Source organism: Flammeovirga pectinis (genome assembly GCF_003970675.1).
Taxonomy (GTDB): Bacteria; Bacteroidota; Bacteroidia; order Cytophagales; family Flammeovirgaceae; genus Flammeovirga; species Flammeovirga pectinis.
In genome coordinates this window covers 1,128,821-1,144,391 of record NZ_CP034562.1, presented here as the reverse complement: position 1 = coordinate 1,144,391, position 15,571 = coordinate 1,128,821, and the positions used below count along the sequence as shown (strand labels likewise).

At 31.3% G+C, this 15,571-nt stretch carries 12 protein-coding genes; 11 read left to right on the top strand and 1 reads right to left on the bottom strand.

Annotated elements, in window-relative coordinates; translation table 11 throughout:
- Window positions 1–628: 628 nt before the first annotated feature.
- From EI427_RS04655 to EI427_RS04630, 6 genes are all read left to right on the top strand, one after another.
- Complete coding sequence (locus EI427_RS04655) at window positions 629–1,717, top strand: glycosyltransferase family 4 protein (RefSeq protein WP_126612135.1); 1,089 nt, start codon at window positions 629–631, stop codon at window positions 1,715–1,717.
- A gap of 20 nt (window positions 1,718–1,737) precedes the next feature.
- Window positions 1,738–2,916: a glycoside hydrolase family protein gene (locus EI427_RS04650; protein WP_126612133.1), complete on the top strand. Its 1,179-nt coding sequence runs from the start codon at window positions 1,738–1,740 to the stop codon at window positions 2,914–2,916.
- Window positions 2,917–2,923: 7 nt separating this feature from the next.
- Entirely contained in the window at window positions 2,924–3,619 is a 696-nt protein-coding gene (locus EI427_RS04645; protein ID WP_126612131.1) for a WecB/TagA/CpsF family glycosyltransferase, read from the top strand.
- Window positions 3,620–4,732, top strand: coding sequence for a GDP-mannose 4,6-dehydratase (gmd, locus tag EI427_RS04640; protein ID WP_126612129.1), 1,113 nt, complete (start codon window positions 3,620–3,622; stop codon window positions 4,730–4,732).
- A 254-nt stretch (window positions 4,733–4,986) separates the two neighbouring features.
- Window positions 4,987–5,928, top strand: coding sequence for a GDP-L-fucose synthase (gene fcl / locus EI427_RS04635; RefSeq protein WP_126612127.1), 942 nt, complete (start codon window positions 4,987–4,989; stop codon window positions 5,926–5,928).
- A gap of 274 nt (window positions 5,929–6,202) precedes the next feature.
- Window positions 6,203–7,333: a glycosyltransferase family 4 protein gene (locus EI427_RS04630; RefSeq protein WP_126612125.1), complete on the top strand. Its 1,131-nt coding sequence runs from the start codon at window positions 6,203–6,205 to the stop codon at window positions 7,331–7,333.
- Between the two features lie 652 nt (window positions 7,334–7,985).
- On the opposite strand, the gene EI427_RS04625 is transcribed toward EI427_RS04630, so the two are convergent.
- Complete coding sequence (locus EI427_RS04625) at window positions 7,986–9,677, bottom strand: AAA family ATPase (protein ID WP_126612123.1); 1,692 nt, start codon at window positions 9,675–9,677, stop codon at window positions 7,986–7,988.
- 863 nt (window positions 9,678–10,540) lie between these two features.
- Here EI427_RS04625 and gmd (EI427_RS04620) point away from each other — a divergent pair.
- The 5 genes from gmd (EI427_RS04620) to EI427_RS04605 all read left to right on the top strand — a co-directional run bounded on the left by gmd (EI427_RS04620) (window position 10,541) and on the right by EI427_RS04605 (window position 15,005).
- The gene (gene gmd / locus EI427_RS04620; RefSeq protein WP_126612121.1) at window positions 10,541–11,653 is read left to right on the top strand and encodes a GDP-mannose 4,6-dehydratase; all 1,113 of its coding nucleotides are present in this window, start codon (window positions 10,541–10,543) and stop codon (window positions 11,651–11,653) included.
- A gap of 344 nt (window positions 11,654–11,997) precedes the next feature.
- Window positions 11,998–12,150, top strand: a complete 153-nt coding sequence (locus tag EI427_RS26055; protein WP_170178392.1) for a hypothetical protein — start codon at window positions 11,998–12,000, stop codon at window positions 12,148–12,150.
- Between the two features lie 258 nt (window positions 12,151–12,408).
- On the top strand, window positions 12,409–13,350 hold the full coding sequence (locus tag EI427_RS04615) for a GDP-L-fucose synthase family protein (RefSeq protein ID WP_126612118.1): 942 nt from the start codon (window positions 12,409–12,411) through the stop codon (window positions 13,348–13,350).
- Between the two features lie 1,015 nt (window positions 13,351–14,365).
- Window positions 14,366–14,671, top strand: coding sequence for a nucleotidyltransferase family protein (locus EI427_RS04610; RefSeq protein WP_126612115.1), 306 nt, complete (start codon window positions 14,366–14,368; stop codon window positions 14,669–14,671).
- On the top strand, window positions 14,661–15,005 hold the full coding sequence (locus tag EI427_RS04605) for a HepT-like ribonuclease domain-containing protein (RefSeq protein ID WP_126612112.1): 345 nt from the start codon (window positions 14,661–14,663) through the stop codon (window positions 15,003–15,005). The genes EI427_RS04610 and EI427_RS04605 overlap by 11 nt, the downstream gene beginning before the upstream one ends.
- The last annotated feature ends 566 nt before the right edge of the window (window positions 15,006–15,571 follow it).

Sequence of the window (15,571 nt, the reverse complement as noted above, 5' to 3'; positions counted from 1 at the left end):
TTAGTTTAGAGTTATCTAAAAGATTAAATGATGACTTTCTAATCATTATTAACAATTATTGATCATATAAAAGATCTATTTAGACAAAAAAATTATTTCAACAGTTTTAAAAATTTTAAAACTCGAGGAGAAAATATTTTTTTGTCAAAAGGAGTTATTTTTATTAGACCTGATGAAATAAGCATGGGCTCAAATATATTCATCTCATCAAATTTTCATATTTCTGCCAGAAATTTAATATTTGGTAGTAATATTATGATTGGTCCTAATGTTGTTATCGAATGTGACAATCACGTTTTCAATATGACAGGTAAAACTATGTTTGAAATAAGAAATATACGTAATATATCAGGCGTAACTATTAAAGATGATGTGTGGATTGGTACTAATGTAACAATACTCCCTGGAGTTACTAGTTACTATCAATGAGGGGGCAATAATAGGAGCAGGAAGTATTATAACAAAATCAATTCCACCATATTCAATTGCCGTTGGAAACCCATGTAAAGTAATTAAAAATAGATTTAACGAAGAAGAATTAACTAAATATAAAAAACAATCATGCAACAGATACTATTTATAATTTCAAAAATGGCATTAAAGGCGACAAAATTCAATATATTGGAGAATGGAATTATTACAAAAATCAGAGGAATTGAATAAAATGTCAGAAAAAATATTACTCTTAACTCCACCATTTTCACTTAAAGGAGGAGTTGTTGAATTCAATAGAAATCTTATCAAATATTCTTCAAATAAATTTATATTATTTGAATTTAGATCTTCTCTTAAAGATAAAGTTATAAATAAAGTTTTATACCTTCTACTTGATTACTTAAGGTTTATAAAAGTATTATCCACCAATAAAAATTCCATTGTTCATATTAATCCTTCTCTGGGTGAATTTTCAATAGTAAGAGATTCTTTTTATATAATAATAAGTCGCCTTTTTAAAAAAAAAATATACATTCATTGGCATGGTTGGAATGAAAGTAATGAATTTCTTTTTTCTAAATACTCATCTTTAATTAAAAATTCCTTTTTCAAAGTTGACCATATTAAAGTTTTATCTCGGAAATTTAAAAAAGTAATTCAAAAATATGATTTTAACGGGAAAATTACGATTGGCAGTACATTTGTTGATGATGATCTCATTGGTAGTCATACTTTACAAAAAGATGGAAAAATAAGAATTCTTTTTTTATCGACGATTTCAAAAAACAAAGGTATCTATGAATCTATTACTTTATTTAAAAAATTAGAAAAAACCAATAAAAATATTGAATTTATAATTGCGGGAGATGGTCCTGAATATTCAAATATCTTAAATAAATTTTCTAATGAACCAAATATTAAAATTATTGGTCACGTTTCGGGAGAAGAAAAAAGAAAAATATTCCAATCTTCAGACATCTACCTCTTTCCTTCTTATTATGAAGGCATGCCTACTTCTGTTTTAGAAGCATTCTGCTTTGGTTTACCTGTTGTTGCAAGCAACGTAGGTGCAATAAAGGAAATACTAAAAGATGGCATGGGTTTTATTATTAATGAACATAATTTAATTGATTATGAGGATAAATTAATTAAATTAATTCATAACACCAAGTTAAGGCAGACGATATCTAATAATAACAAAAAGATTGGAAATTCATTATATTTATCATCAATCGTTATCAAAAACATTGATAACGACTATAAACAATTACTTACAAGTTAACACTTTTTTACTTTAGCATTATGAGAAAAAGTTTTAATCTATTAAAACAATATTGTGAAAAAGAAAATTTTAAAGGTTGGGATCCATACGATGGTCTCAACTCTAAAATATTTCAAGTTCTTCCTTTCAAACATTGGGATATTGCTAGGTTAGCTTGGATTCAAGGTTTCAAAAGGAGCCCTTTTAATTTCAGAAAATTACTTTTAGTTCCTAAACAATACAATGCAAAAGGTGTAGGTCTTTTTCTAAATGGGTATTGTAACTTATATAAAATTGCAGAAAATGGCAATCTTGAATATGGCACTAAAGATAAACTCTTAAAGAAAATAAAAGAACTCTCTCAATTACTCATATCTTTAAAAACAGAAGGGTATTCTGGTGCTTGTTGGGGTTACAATTTTGATTGGCAAGCGAGAAGGTTATTTCTATTTAAAAAAGAGACCCCTACTGTAGTTGCTACAAGCTTTGCTGTTGATGCACTAATAAAAGCATACGAAATCACTAAAAATGATGTTATTTTAAAAACTGCGTTATCATCAGCTGAGTTTATTTTAAACGACCTTAATAGAACGAATAAAGAAGAAGGATTCTTATTTTCTTATTCTCCTCTTAACGGTAACAATACCGTATATAATGCCTCATTACTAGGAAGCAAGACATTAGCTATTTGTTATCATTATACAAAAGATAACAGATATAAAGAAGCTGCTTATCAATCTGTAATTGCTTGTATTAATGCACAGAAAGAAGATGGTTCTTGGCTTTATGGAGAACTACCTGTTCAAAACTGGATAGACAGTTTTCATACCGGTTATAACCTAGATGCCTTGGCTTATTACCAGAAATATACAGGAGATAATCAATTCCAAGAAAATATCAAAAAAGGATTTAATTATTATATTAATCACTTCTTCGAAGAAGACGGTACTCCAAAGTATTATCATAATAAAACCTACCCTATCGATATTCATTGTCCCGGTCAATTACCTGTAACTTTAAGTACATTAGGATTATTTAAAGAACATCAGAACTTAGTAGATAATGTCACTAATTGGTGTGTTACTACTATGCAAGATAAGAAGGGGTACTTCTATTATCAAATGAAGAAAGGTGTATCATCTAAAATACCCTATATGAGATGGAGTCAAGCGTTTATGTTCTATGGCTTAAGTTATTATTTATTAGAAAACAATAAATAGTCTTATAATGAAAAGTACTTTATTGAATAATGTCAAAACTTATTCATTCAATTCTAAAGATGAATTAATGGAGTTGGTAGCAAAAGAAAAAAAAATGCTTGTTGCTATTAATGCACATAAAATTCTTCATGCTACAGATCAGACTAGAGAAATAATTAATAATAATATAGGTTATCCAGATGGTGCAGGTGCAGTTTTAGCTTTGAAAAAGAAAAATGCTCCTTCGATCAAAATACCTGGGTGTGAAATTTGGTTAGATCTCATCCAAAAATACCAGAATTCTAAAACATTTTATCTGGTTGGAGGTAAAGAAGAAGTCATTCAAAAGGTTATCTGTCAACTAAAAATTGACTATCCTACTATAAAAATTAAAGGTTTCAGAAATGGATATTTAGATTCTAATACTGAAAAAATATTAATTTCAGATATTCAAAATACAAAACCTGATATTGTATTTGTTGCAATGGGTTCTCCAAAACAAGAACTACTTATGCAACAACTACAAAAGGTCAACCCCGCAATATACCAAGGTCTAGGTGGTAGTTTTGACGTCTATACTAATAGTGTAAAAAGAGCACCCAAAATATGGGTAGATTTACAATTAGAATGGCTATATAGGTGGATTAAAGAGCCTAGGTTAAGAACAAAACGAAATCTAGACTTGTTTAAATTTTATTATAAACTAAGAAGAAATAAAATATAGATGAAAAAAGCACTCATTACAGGTATCACAGGGCAAGATGGAGCTTACCTAACAGAACTATTATTAGAAAAAGGATATGAAGTACACGGTATTAAACGCCGTTCTTCACTTTTAAATACAGATAGAATCGATCATTTGTACCAAGATCCTCATGAGAAAAATGTAAGATTAAAATTACATTATGGAGATCTAACAGATTCAATGAACTTAACACGTATTATACAAGAGGTACAACCTGATGAAATATACAACTTAGGGGCAATGTCTCATGTACGTGTAAGTTTTGACACACCAGAATACGTAGGTAATGTAGATGGGTTAGGCACTTTACGTATACTTGAAGCCGTTAGACTTTTAGGCTTAACAAAGAAAACACGTATCTACCAAGCATCTACTTCAGAGTTATATGGTTTAGTGCAAGAAGTACCTCAAAAGGAAACTACACCTTTCTATCCACGTTCTCCTTATGCTGTAGCGAAATTATATGGGTATTGGATTACTGTCAATTACCGTGAAGCTTACAACATGTACGCTTGTAATGGTATTCTTTTCAACCATGAATCTCCTATCCGTGGAGAAACTTTTGTTACACGTAAAATTACAAGAGCAGTTTCTAAAATTGCTTTAGGCTTACAAGATTGCTTGTACTTAGGTAACTTAAACTCTAAAAGAGATTGGGGACATGCCAAAGATTACGTAAAAGCCATGTGGTTAATCTTACAACAAGATACTGCTGAAGATTTTTGTATTGCTACGGGTATTACTACAACTATTCGAGACTTTGTGAAAATGTCGTTTGCAGAGGTAGGTATTGAATTAACTTTCTCTGGTGAAGGTGTAGATGAAATTGCTACCATCAAGAAATGTTCTAACCCTGAATTCCAAGTAGAAGAAGGTACAGTAGTCTTAAAAGTAGATCCTCAATATTTCCGTCCTACAGAAGTAGACTTACTAATTGGTGACCCTACAAAATCTAAAACAAAACTAGGTTGGGAATTAGAATATGATCTTCCTGCATTGGTGAAAGATATGATGGATTCTGATGTTGCTTTGTTTAAGAAAGATAAATACCTTATGGAAGGTGGGCATGATATTTTGAATCAATATGAATAGGCTTTTTTGAGTTAAGAATTAAGAGTTAAGAACTGTCAATAGTTTATAACTACTAGAACTCCATCCGCATCATCAGCCCAGGGCTTAAGTCCTGGGCTGATGATGCGGATATATATATATCGTTTGAAGTCTAGAGACTTCTTCAATGACAAATCACAAGTGTTGGCTTAACACTTGCGATAGATTAAAAACACTATCAAAAGCCCAGGACTTCTCTCTTGGGCTTTTGATGTATAAAAGAAATAATTAGAATCATGGAAAAGACATCAAAAATATACATTGCAGGTCACAGAGGAATGGTAGGTTCTGCAATACATAGAAAATTAGTTGCAGAAGGATATAACAATATTGTTGTACGTACCTCAGCAGATTTAGACCTAAAAGACCAAGTCGCTGTTACCGCATTCTTTGAAGAAGAAAAGCCAGAGTACGTATTTTTAGCTGCGGCTAAAGTTGGAGGTATCCAAGCCAATAACATTTACAGAGCACAATTCTTGTACGAAAACTTGATGATACAAAACAACGTCATTCATCAAAGTTATGTGCATGGAGTGAAAAAATTAATGTTTCTAGGTTCTTCATGTATCTACCCTAAAATGGCGCCTCAACCCTTAAAAGAAGACTACCTTCTTACAGGAATATTAGAGTCAACGAACGAGCCTTATGCCATAGCCAAAATTTCGGGTATTAAAATGTGTGAAGCCTACCGTGCTCAGTACGGCTGTAACTTTATCTCTGCTATGCCTACAAACCTTTATGGGTACAACGATAATTACCATCCACAAAATTCTCATGTACTCCCTGCCCTATTGCGTAAATTCCATGAAGCAAAAGAAAGCAATGCCCCCACTGTAGAAGTTTGGGGATCTGGGTCACCGCTAAGAGAATTTATGTTTGTAGATGATCTTGCTGCCGCTTGTTTCTTCCTTATGCAAAATTACGATGGAGAGCAATTTGTCAATGTAGGTACAGGAGTAGATTTAAGTATCAAGGAATTAGCAGAAACCATAAAAGAAGTTGTAGGTTTTGAAGGTGATCTAGTATGGGATACCTCTAAGCCTGATGGTACTCCAAGAAAATTAATGGATGTATCAAAATTAAACAACCTTGGTTTTAAACATAAAGTGGAACTTAAAGAGGGTATTGAATTAACCTATAAAGACTTTGTTGCAAAGAATGAATTTGCGGAAAGGTAATCCTTTTTTAACATAAAAATTAAGCCATCAATATTTTATTAAATTGATGGCTTTTTTATTATTCCAAAGCTATTAGTATAATTGTAAAAACAACTCTTAATAGATTCTTATAATTCAGTTACTTATATTTGCCACAAGATTCTTAAATAGAGCGCACTTAACATTACAAAAATGAATATTATTCTTAAATCAGTACATTATACATTACAATTTAGAAGTTCTACTATTTATTAATGGTATACTAGTTGCATAAAAGAATAATAAATAAAATAACATGCTTAGACTTATAGTTACCTTACTAACCTCACTTACTATTGCCTTAATTTCAACACCAGAAGTAATAAAAGTCATTACTAAAAATAATGTCTTCGATTTACCTGGAGGTAGAAAAGTACATACGGAGCTTATCCCATCAATGGGAGGAGTAGGAATTTTTATTGCTTTCCTTTTAAGCTGCTGCATTTGGATACCCATGAGTTCCGCAATAGAATTACGTTTTCTTTTCTTTGGTATCATCCTCATCTTCTTTATGGGCGTTAGAGATGATATGCTCGCAATGAGTCCGAGAAATAAACTAATTATACAGTTAATTGCTGCAACAGTAGTAGTAGGCTTTGGAGACGTACAAATAAAATCTTTCTATTCTTTGTACGAAAATTTAAACTTTCCAGAATGGTTTAGCTTTGCAACAACTGTATTTGTAATCATCGCATTAACAAATGCCTTTAACCTTATTGATGGAATAAACGGGCTAGCCGGAGCAATAGCATTAATTATTACCGCTTCTTTAGGTGCATGGTTCTTTCTTGTTGGTAACCACTCTTATGCTATTATGATGGTAGCAATGCTTGGTGGTGTACTTGGCTTCTTGTATTACAATTGGGGCAGAGCTACAATATTTATGGGAGATACAGGGTCTATGATATTAGGTTTCTTCCTTTCCTGTAGTCTCGTACTATTTATCAATACAGATTATGCTCTTCCTGTAGAACACACCTATAAATTACCAGATGCCGTAAGTATGGCTGTAGCTTTATTCATCTACCCTATTATAGATACATTAAGAGTATTTACCATTCGTATATTAAACGGTAGGTCTCCATTTTCCCCTGATAGAAAACATATACATCATATTTTTATAAGAACAGGGTTTAGCCATGCTGCAACATCAACAATTATTGCCTCAATCTCTACTCTATTCTTAATAGTATGTTATTTCGCTAATTTCTATATTCAAGATCTTTTACTTTTAGCATGTATTCTTACTGCCTTATACATGATACCTCTATTGTTAAAATGGAGGGTTTATTATTACAAGAATAATAAGGAAGAAATTACTAAAAAGGTGCAGCGTAAAAAGGCAAAAGAGTCGGCAAAGTTTAAAGTAGAAAGAAATGTTGGTTAAGTATTTTCTTTCTTCATTTTTTCCATTGCTGCACAAACGAAGCTGGGAAGCTAAATTTATTTCGTTCCATCGGAGCAATTCAAACTCGGCTAAAGCCTCAAACAGTGAATTATTCTAATCGATTTCACTTCATAAATTTTTACGCTTTTTTCTTTAAGGACGTTATGAGATGTGCATTGCTTTGCGTTTCAATTGGAATGATGTAGTAGGTGTTTAATCATTTACTATTTTGGAAACCGATGCTGAAGAGACGAAATGCTTTGCGTCTCTATGTATGTAAAATATCAATTATTTTTTATGTAAATTTTCTCCATCCTTTAATCCATCCTGTAAATCTTGGTCTTTGATGTTAATGGGGTGCTCCCTTTACAATACAGGGTACTTCTTCATTTTTTCCATTGCTGAAAAAACGAAGCAAAAAAAGCTAGTCTGTGAAGCTAAAAACTAAATTTATTTCGTGTAATCGGAGCAATTCAAACTCGGCTAAAGCCTCAAACAGTGAATTACTCTAATCGATTTCACTTCATAAATTTTTGACGTTTTTGTCTTCAAGGACGTTTGTTGGTGCTCAGTGTTTTGTTTTTCAATAGGGTGATGTAGTAGATGTTTAATAATTTACTATTTTGGAAATGGTATTGTAGGAATATTTTCACTAAAAAACATTCCTTTCAATTGCACAACTCACTTCTTTACCATCAAAAGCAACCCCCACAAGCATAATTTTTGTCTTTCCTAATTCTTTTAGAGTAGTAATATATTGGGAAGTATGAATTTGATTTATTGCCTCTTGGGCTATCTCCTCTAAACTATTTTTATGGAAAGGCTTTTTTGCTTTAAACTCTAAAACCCAACCACGCATATCATTGTTACCTTTAGGATAAATCAATAAACCTGCACGACCAAGTCCTGTTTCTGGATTAGATTTTACAATAAACTGATTTGAAAGATGTGCCATTAATCCCAATACAAACGCATGGTAGACCCTTTCGGGAAAGCTTTTCATATTGAAATCATTATAACTAAAAGCATTCATCAAGTATTGCGAGAGGTAGTACTCAAAACCATCTGCATCTTGCTCTAATAAAGAAGATAAAATCTCACTGCTATTTACGTTGTTTGCTTTATTAAGAAGGCGTTCCAACATCTGCTTATAAACCATGTTCACCTCCTTGTTAGGTATTTTTAAACCATATTCAAAAAAGCCGTTATCTTGTTGGTTTCTTGAGACTGCAGTTAAATAACCATTAAAAAGTAATAAGCCCAATACCGTTTTTTCATGTCCGACATCCAAATCTTTAAAGATAGTCGTCTCCTCAATCTCACAAGTCATCACTTGTCCATCAATAAACCTGGTAAGTTTCTTTTCAAGATCAGCACTAGCGTTAGTGAGTAGTTCTTCTATCAATTCATTAGCGGATGTATTCACCCAATACGGTTTTAAACCCTGGGCAGGTTTATCTGCAAAATTTAAAATTGACCATGGATTATACATACCTGTTTGTAAACCGATGGTATACCCATTGTACCACTTTTTTACATCAGCAAATGATGTTTGAATATTGGCATCTTCTAACAACTGTTGCACCTCACTTTCCGTAAGACCAAACTTATCGGCTACACTAAATTCTAATACCGTAAAAATATCAAGATTATTTAACCCAGAAAAAATACTTTCTTTCGCTACTCTTAGAATTCCTGTAATAATTCCTTTATACAAAGAAGTATTGTCTTTATAGCCACCAGAAAGGAAATTACGCATAAAATCAACCATTTCTTTATGGTATCCTTCTGTCCATGCTTTAATTATACAAGAGTCGTATTCATCAATAAGGATAACCACTTTTTGGTTGTATACTTTCTCTAAAATTGTAGAAAAATGCTTCAAGAAAAATGAAATTTCCCCTTTCGAGATTTCCCCAGTAAAAAACTGATCAATATAATTTTGGTCGTCCACATCAATCCTAGATTTAATATAAGTAAGATCACAAGTCTTAATATACTCTTTAATTAAATCTGCTATTTTCTTTATTGCTTCTAGAAAAGAATCCTCTTTTATATCCTTAAAAGTAAGAAAAATTACAGGACACCTCCCTTGATGTTGCCAAGTTTCTGATTTCTTGATTTTTAGTCCTTCAAAAAGTTCCTCATTAGTTTCGTTACTATCAAAAAAAGCCTTCAACATTGACATATTGATCGTTTTCCCAAAACGTCTAGGTCTTGGAATAAGCATTGATTTGCTACTACTATCAATAATTTCTTCAATAAATAAAGATTTATCAACATAGTAATAATCTCCTTGTATTACTTCTTTAAAATCTGATAGGCCAATTGGAAACTTTCTCATACTATAAAGTTATGAAATAAATTAGGATTAGGTCATTGAAAGTAGTTAATCGTTAACTTTGGGTACGTAGTTTTTTATTTAGTCGATGTCCCAATTCGTATTAAAAATCGATGTTGCCTGTTGGGTCATTTTACTAAAAAACGTCCGGCTCAATTTAACTACTGTAGAAAGTAATTCATTTATTTATAGTGAAATTAAATTATATACCGTCAGCCAATTATTTAAAATTGGGGGTAAAATACAATGTGGTTTATGACGTAGCAATGCTACTTCCCTACAAAAAAACTACCTAATTTTAAATCCTTGTAGGGACGTTTTACCAAAAAACGTCCATCTCAATTGAAGTACTGTTGAAGGTAGTTAATCATATTTAGAGTAAATTTAAATGTATATCGTAAACTAATCGGTTCAGTCCAGAGGTAAAATACAATATGGTTTAGGACGTAGCAATGCTACTTCCCTACAAAAAAACTACTTTTATTTAAATGCCTGTAGGGACGTTTTACTAAAAAACGTCCGGCTCAATTGAAACACTATAAAGGGTAATTAATTATATTGAGATTAAATGTATATCGTAAGCTAACCGTTTCAAATCGGGAAAAATACAATGTGGACTAGGACGTAGCAGTGCTACTTCCCTACAAAAAAAACTACTTTTGTTTAAATGCCTGTAGGGACGTTTTACTAAAAAACGTCCATCTCTATTTAAATACTGCAGAAGGTTGTTAATCATATTTATTTTGAAAAATCAATACATTACTACTTCTTTAAAACACAGTTTTGATAATTGTTTTTCAATACTAATTAAATAAACTATTTTTGATTATAAAGAAATTCAAAATACGATTGATTATACATCTTAAATGAAAAAAGCACTCATAACAGGTATCACAGGTCAGGATGGCGCTTACCTCACAGAATTATTATTAGAAAAAGGATATGAAGTACACGGTATTAAACGTCGTTCATCATTATTAAATACAGATAGAATAGATCATTTATATCAAGATCCACATGAGGAAGATGTAAAATTAAAATTACATTATGGAGATCTTACAGATTCTATGAATCTCACAAAAATTATTCAAGAAGTACAGCCAGATGAGATCTATAATTTAGGAGCGATGTCGCATGTACGCGTAAGTTTCGATACACCAGAATATGTGGGTAATGTTGATGGCTTGGGTACATTAAGAATATTAGAAGCTGTACGTCTATTAGGCTTAACAGAGAAAACACGTATCTACCAAGCGTCTACTTCAGAATTGTATGGTTTAGTACAAGAAGTACCTCAAAAAGAAACCACTCCCTTCTACCCTCGTTCTCCTTATGCAGTAGCAAAACTCTATGGTTATTGGATTACAGTCAATTATCGTGAAGCTTACAACATGTACGCTTGTAATGGTATTCTTTTTAATCATGAATCTCCTATACGTGGAGAAACTTTTGTTACGCGAAAAATTACACGTGCTGTGGCAAAGATTGCTCTAGGCTTACAAGATTGTCTTTTTCTAGGAAACCTTAACTCAAAAAGAGATTGGGGACATGCCAAAGATTATGTAAAAGCCATGTGGTTAATCTTGCAACAAGAAAAGGCAGAAGATTTTTGTATTGCCACAGGAATTACTACTTCAATCAGAGACTTTGTAAAAATGGCCTTTGCTGAAGTAGGTATTGAATTAACATTCTCTGGAGAGGGTGTTGATGAAATTGCTACCGTCAAAAAATGTACTAACCCTGGATTTCAAGTAAAAGAAGGGACAGTAGTTTTAAAAGTAGACCCTCAGTACTTCCGTCCTACAGAAGTAGATTTACTTATTGGAGACCCTACTAAAGCAAAAAAACAATTAGGTTGGGAATTAGAATACGACCTTCCTGCACTTGTTAAAGATATGATGACATCGGATGTAAAGTTATTTAAAAAGGAGAAGTATTTACGTGATGGAGGGCATGATATTTTGAATCAGTATGAATAGATAACAATATTAATAACATTATCATCAGCCCAGGACTTAAGTCCTGGGCTGATGATAATGGAAATATATCGTTTGAAGTCTGGAGACTTCTTCAATGATGAATCACAAGTGACGCCTGACGGCTTAACACTTGCGATAGAGTATACACCATAAAGCTCAAGAAGAAAGAAGATATAAAAATGGCTTAACAAATTTCTTCCGTATCTTTGTTGAACAAGTAGATGATTGGATGTTTTTCAATAATTCAGAAGGAAAACATGAATTAATTGCACAATGTAAAAAAGGACAACCTATAGAATATCATAATTCTGAACTATTTCTAAAAATAAAAACGATATATAGTAATGAATCATTTAGATAAAAAAAGACAAGATATAATAAAAGGTTTAGCATTAAGCCGAAAAAAACTTCTTGATTTTAAAAAAGAAAAAAATACTCCTATTGTAATATCTAAAAACGGAAAAGCTATTCAAGTAAAAGTAGAAGATTTTAAATAGTTAACACTATTTATAGCGTTACTCAAAAGATACTTTTTCGTTATTTCTTGAACTACAAAAAGTATTTGACTCTAGGATTATGGGCAACTTCAAAAGAGGTTCTGATATTGATCATCGTTTTTGGGGGTTATTTCACAAAGTCAGTTATTCAACTAACAAGGTATTGATAATAAAGCATTAATTGCCCATTTCAATACTTATGTTATTGAGAAACATCAAAATAAATCACGCCATCATAGTTCTGAAAATAAAAAGATAATGCAAAAAGCATCAAAAATATACATTGCAGGTCACAGAGGTATGGTAGGCTCTGCAATACATAGAAAATTAGTTACAGAAGGATACAACAATATAGTCGTACGTACATCAGCTGAATTAGACTTAAAAGATCAAGTGGCTGTAACAGCATTCTTTGGGGAAGAAAAGCCAGAATATGTATTTTTAGCTGCTGCAAAAGTTGGAGGTATTCAAGCTAACAACATTTACAGAGCACAATTTCTCTATGAAAACTTGATGATACAAAACAACGTCATTCATCAAAGTTATGTGCATGGAGTGAAGAAATTACTCTTTTTAGGTTCTTCTTGCATCTATCCTAAAATGGCTCCTCAGCCTTTAAAAGAAGATTATCTGCTAACAGGGGTTTTAGAGCCAACGAATGAACCATATGCCGTAGCCAAAATTTCGGGCATTAAAATGTGTGAAGCTTACAGAGCACAATATGGCTGTAACTTCATCTCTGCTATGCCGACTAACTTATATGGGTATAACGATAATTATCATCCACAAAATTCTCATGTACTCCCTGCCCTATTACGTAAGTTCCATGAAGCAAAAGAAAACAATGCACCCACTGTAGAAGTTTGGGGGTCAGGAGCACCATTAAGAGAATTTATGTTTGTTGATGATCTAGCTGCTGCTGGTTTCTTCCTCATGCAAAATTACAATGGAGAGCAATTTGTAAATATAGGTACTGGAGTAGATCTTAGTATCAAAGCATTAGCTGAAACCATAAAAGAAGTCGTTGGTTTTGAAGGTGAATTAGTCTGGGATACTTCTAAGCCTGATGGTACTCCAAGAAAATTAATGGATGTATCAAAATTAAACAACCTTGGATTTAAACATAAAGTTGAACTTAAAGAGGGTATCAAATTAACCTATAAAGACTTTGTTGCTAAGAATGAATTTGTCGAAAGGTAATCTTTCTTCTTCATTTTTTCCATTGCTGAAAAAACGAAGCAAAAAAAGCTAGGCTGTGAGTTCTCGGGGTTTTGTTTTTCAATTGGGCTTGATGATACGTAGTCATTGATTTATATTCGTGTTGGAAATCAATGTTGCTTGTAGGGACGTTTTACTAAAAAACGTCCATCTCAATTGGAATACTGTAGTAGATATTTCATTATCATTTACTTTGTAAAGTAATGACGTAACAGTGCTACTCCCTTACATGACTAAATACATCTGGTAAAATTAAGATTAATTAAAAAAAATATTCTAAGTAAATTACAGCTTTTATTTTATGAAATTTTCAATAACAAAGTGCATATTTTCAATCTATCTAAAAATAGCAATTGATTTATAATTTATTACTTAATTGTTTTGTTATTACGTTTACGATTATTAACATTGCGTATCGAATGAAAACAAATGATAATAAAAACATATTAGCTTTACGATTCATAATTTTACTAACGACGATTCATGAAAAAAATAACTAATTTCTCATTCAAGAGCTTACGATTCTAGCTAACGCTATAACCAAACAAGATCTACGTTTTTGATTGAAAAATATTTATTGTACTGTTCTGGTTTTATTATAATTCCAACGATACAAAAGTTATTTTCACCTCGTATAGAAATATGCGAGGTGTTTTTTTATATCAAGATTATATATATTTTTTGTTGTTAATTAGGTGCTTGCTATTTATTCATGCTTCTTCATTTTTTCCATTGCTGAAAATACAAAAAAAGCTAGGCTTTTAATTCACGAACGGGTGGTGCAGGTAGTTGATTTATATCATTAATCCATGGTTTCAACTATATGTAAAAATAATATGTATTGTATCATCGATCAATAACTGAAGTCTTTATTAAAAATACGTGGAGTTTTATAAATAGATCTAAACTTTTATGTTCAAACTAATATCTGTAAATTAGAAAAAATTAATTTCTATCGAATCCGCAAAAAATTATTTAAAATTTCTAGAAAAATAGTATGGGCTATATAGATCAATATAAGGGACAAATAATCGAAATTTGCAAAAAATTACCCATAACAAAATTATATGTTTTTGGGTCGGTAGTTACAGATAAATTTACTACGAGTAGTGATATTGATTTTATTGTAAAATTAAAAGAAAATATAAGTTTCGAAGATTACTCTGATAGTTATTTTAACCTTCAGTATGCACTAAGAAACCTTTTTAAAAGAGAAATAGACGTAGTAACCGAACCTAGTATTCAGAATCCTTATTTTAAAAAAGAAGTTGATGAAACAAAATTACTAATCTATGAAGTATAATATCTTAAAAAGCTTATTTGATATAAAAGACTCCATACTTGCTATTTTTGATTATCTAGAAGGGAAACGTGATTTTTACATCTATAAAAATAATCGACTCCTCAAAAGAGCTATAGAAAGAGAAATTGAAATTATAGGAGAAGCCACTCAACGGATTTTAAAAATTGATGCAAACTTTCCTATATCAAATGCACGAAAAATTGTGGATACTCGAAATTGGGTGATACATGGTTATGACTTTGTTGATGATCAAATAATCTGGAATATCATAATTAATCAACTCCCTAAATTGTTACAAGAAGTAAACAATGAAATCTCTAAAAGAGATCAATAATTTTCCACCTCAACAATGCAATCAAGAACGTAAAAGTACACACGTTTAGTAGACTAAATGTATCTACTAACTTAATTTCTACAACTTTTCTCGAAAATATTCTAAGTAAATCACCACATACATTTATGAAATTTTTAATAACACTTTACATAATTATCAACTTTATAAAAATGTGATTAATAGGTTATTTTATGCACATCTTATTTGCGGATTCTATAAATTGTTACTAACATTGTATCAACAGTTTAGCTAAGAAGAAAGCTGAACGATTCATAACCATTACTAGCATTTATTAGCGATTCAAAAAAAATAACTGATTATATTTTCATGCAAAATTATGTTTCTTTTCTCTTTTTCAATCGAGAATATTATATGTTTTATAGTGAAGATTTTACTGTGAAAGGACTATTACCTACTCCAACTCTACAGGCATTTATTTTTCACCTTGTACAATCTTGTATGAGGTGTTTTTTTATTTAAGAATTCCACTAAAATGATCTATAATAAATAGTAGATTTTAATAATCTGCCTACATTAGGTTATCTAATATTTATATGTTAACAGAA

Coding starts and splice junctions, on each gene's coding strand:
- EI427_RS04655 (WP_126612135.1), top strand. CDS start 629: ATGGAATTATTACAAAAATCAGAGGAATTGAATAAAATGTCAGAAAAA.
- EI427_RS04650 (WP_126612133.1), top strand. CDS start 1,738: ATGAGAAAAAGTTTTAATCTATTAAAACAATATTGTGAAAAAGAAAAT.
- EI427_RS04645 (WP_126612131.1), top strand. CDS start 2,924: ATGAAAAGTACTTTATTGAATAATGTCAAAACTTATTCATTCAATTCT.
- gmd (WP_126612129.1), top strand. CDS start 3,620: ATGAAAAAAGCACTCATTACAGGTATCACAGGGCAAGATGGAGCTTAC.
- fcl (WP_126612127.1), top strand. CDS start 4,987: ATGGAAAAGACATCAAAAATATACATTGCAGGTCACAGAGGAATGGTA.
- EI427_RS04630 (WP_126612125.1), top strand. CDS start 6,203: ATGCTTAGACTTATAGTTACCTTACTAACCTCACTTACTATTGCCTTA.
- EI427_RS04625 (WP_126612123.1), bottom strand. CDS start 9,677: ATGAGAAAGTTTCCAATTGGCCTATCAGATTTTAAAGAAGTAATACAA.
- gmd (WP_126612121.1), top strand. CDS start 10,541: ATGAAAAAAGCACTCATAACAGGTATCACAGGTCAGGATGGCGCTTAC.
- EI427_RS26055 (WP_170178392.1), top strand. CDS start 11,998: ATGAATCATTTAGATAAAAAAAGACAAGATATAATAAAAGGTTTAGCA.
- EI427_RS04615 (WP_126612118.1), top strand. CDS start 12,409: ATGCAAAAAGCATCAAAAATATACATTGCAGGTCACAGAGGTATGGTA.
- EI427_RS04610 (WP_126612115.1), top strand. CDS start 14,366: ATGGGCTATATAGATCAATATAAGGGACAAATAATCGAAATTTGCAAA.
- EI427_RS04605 (WP_126612112.1), top strand. CDS start 14,661: ATGAAGTATAATATCTTAAAAAGCTTATTTGATATAAAAGACTCCATA.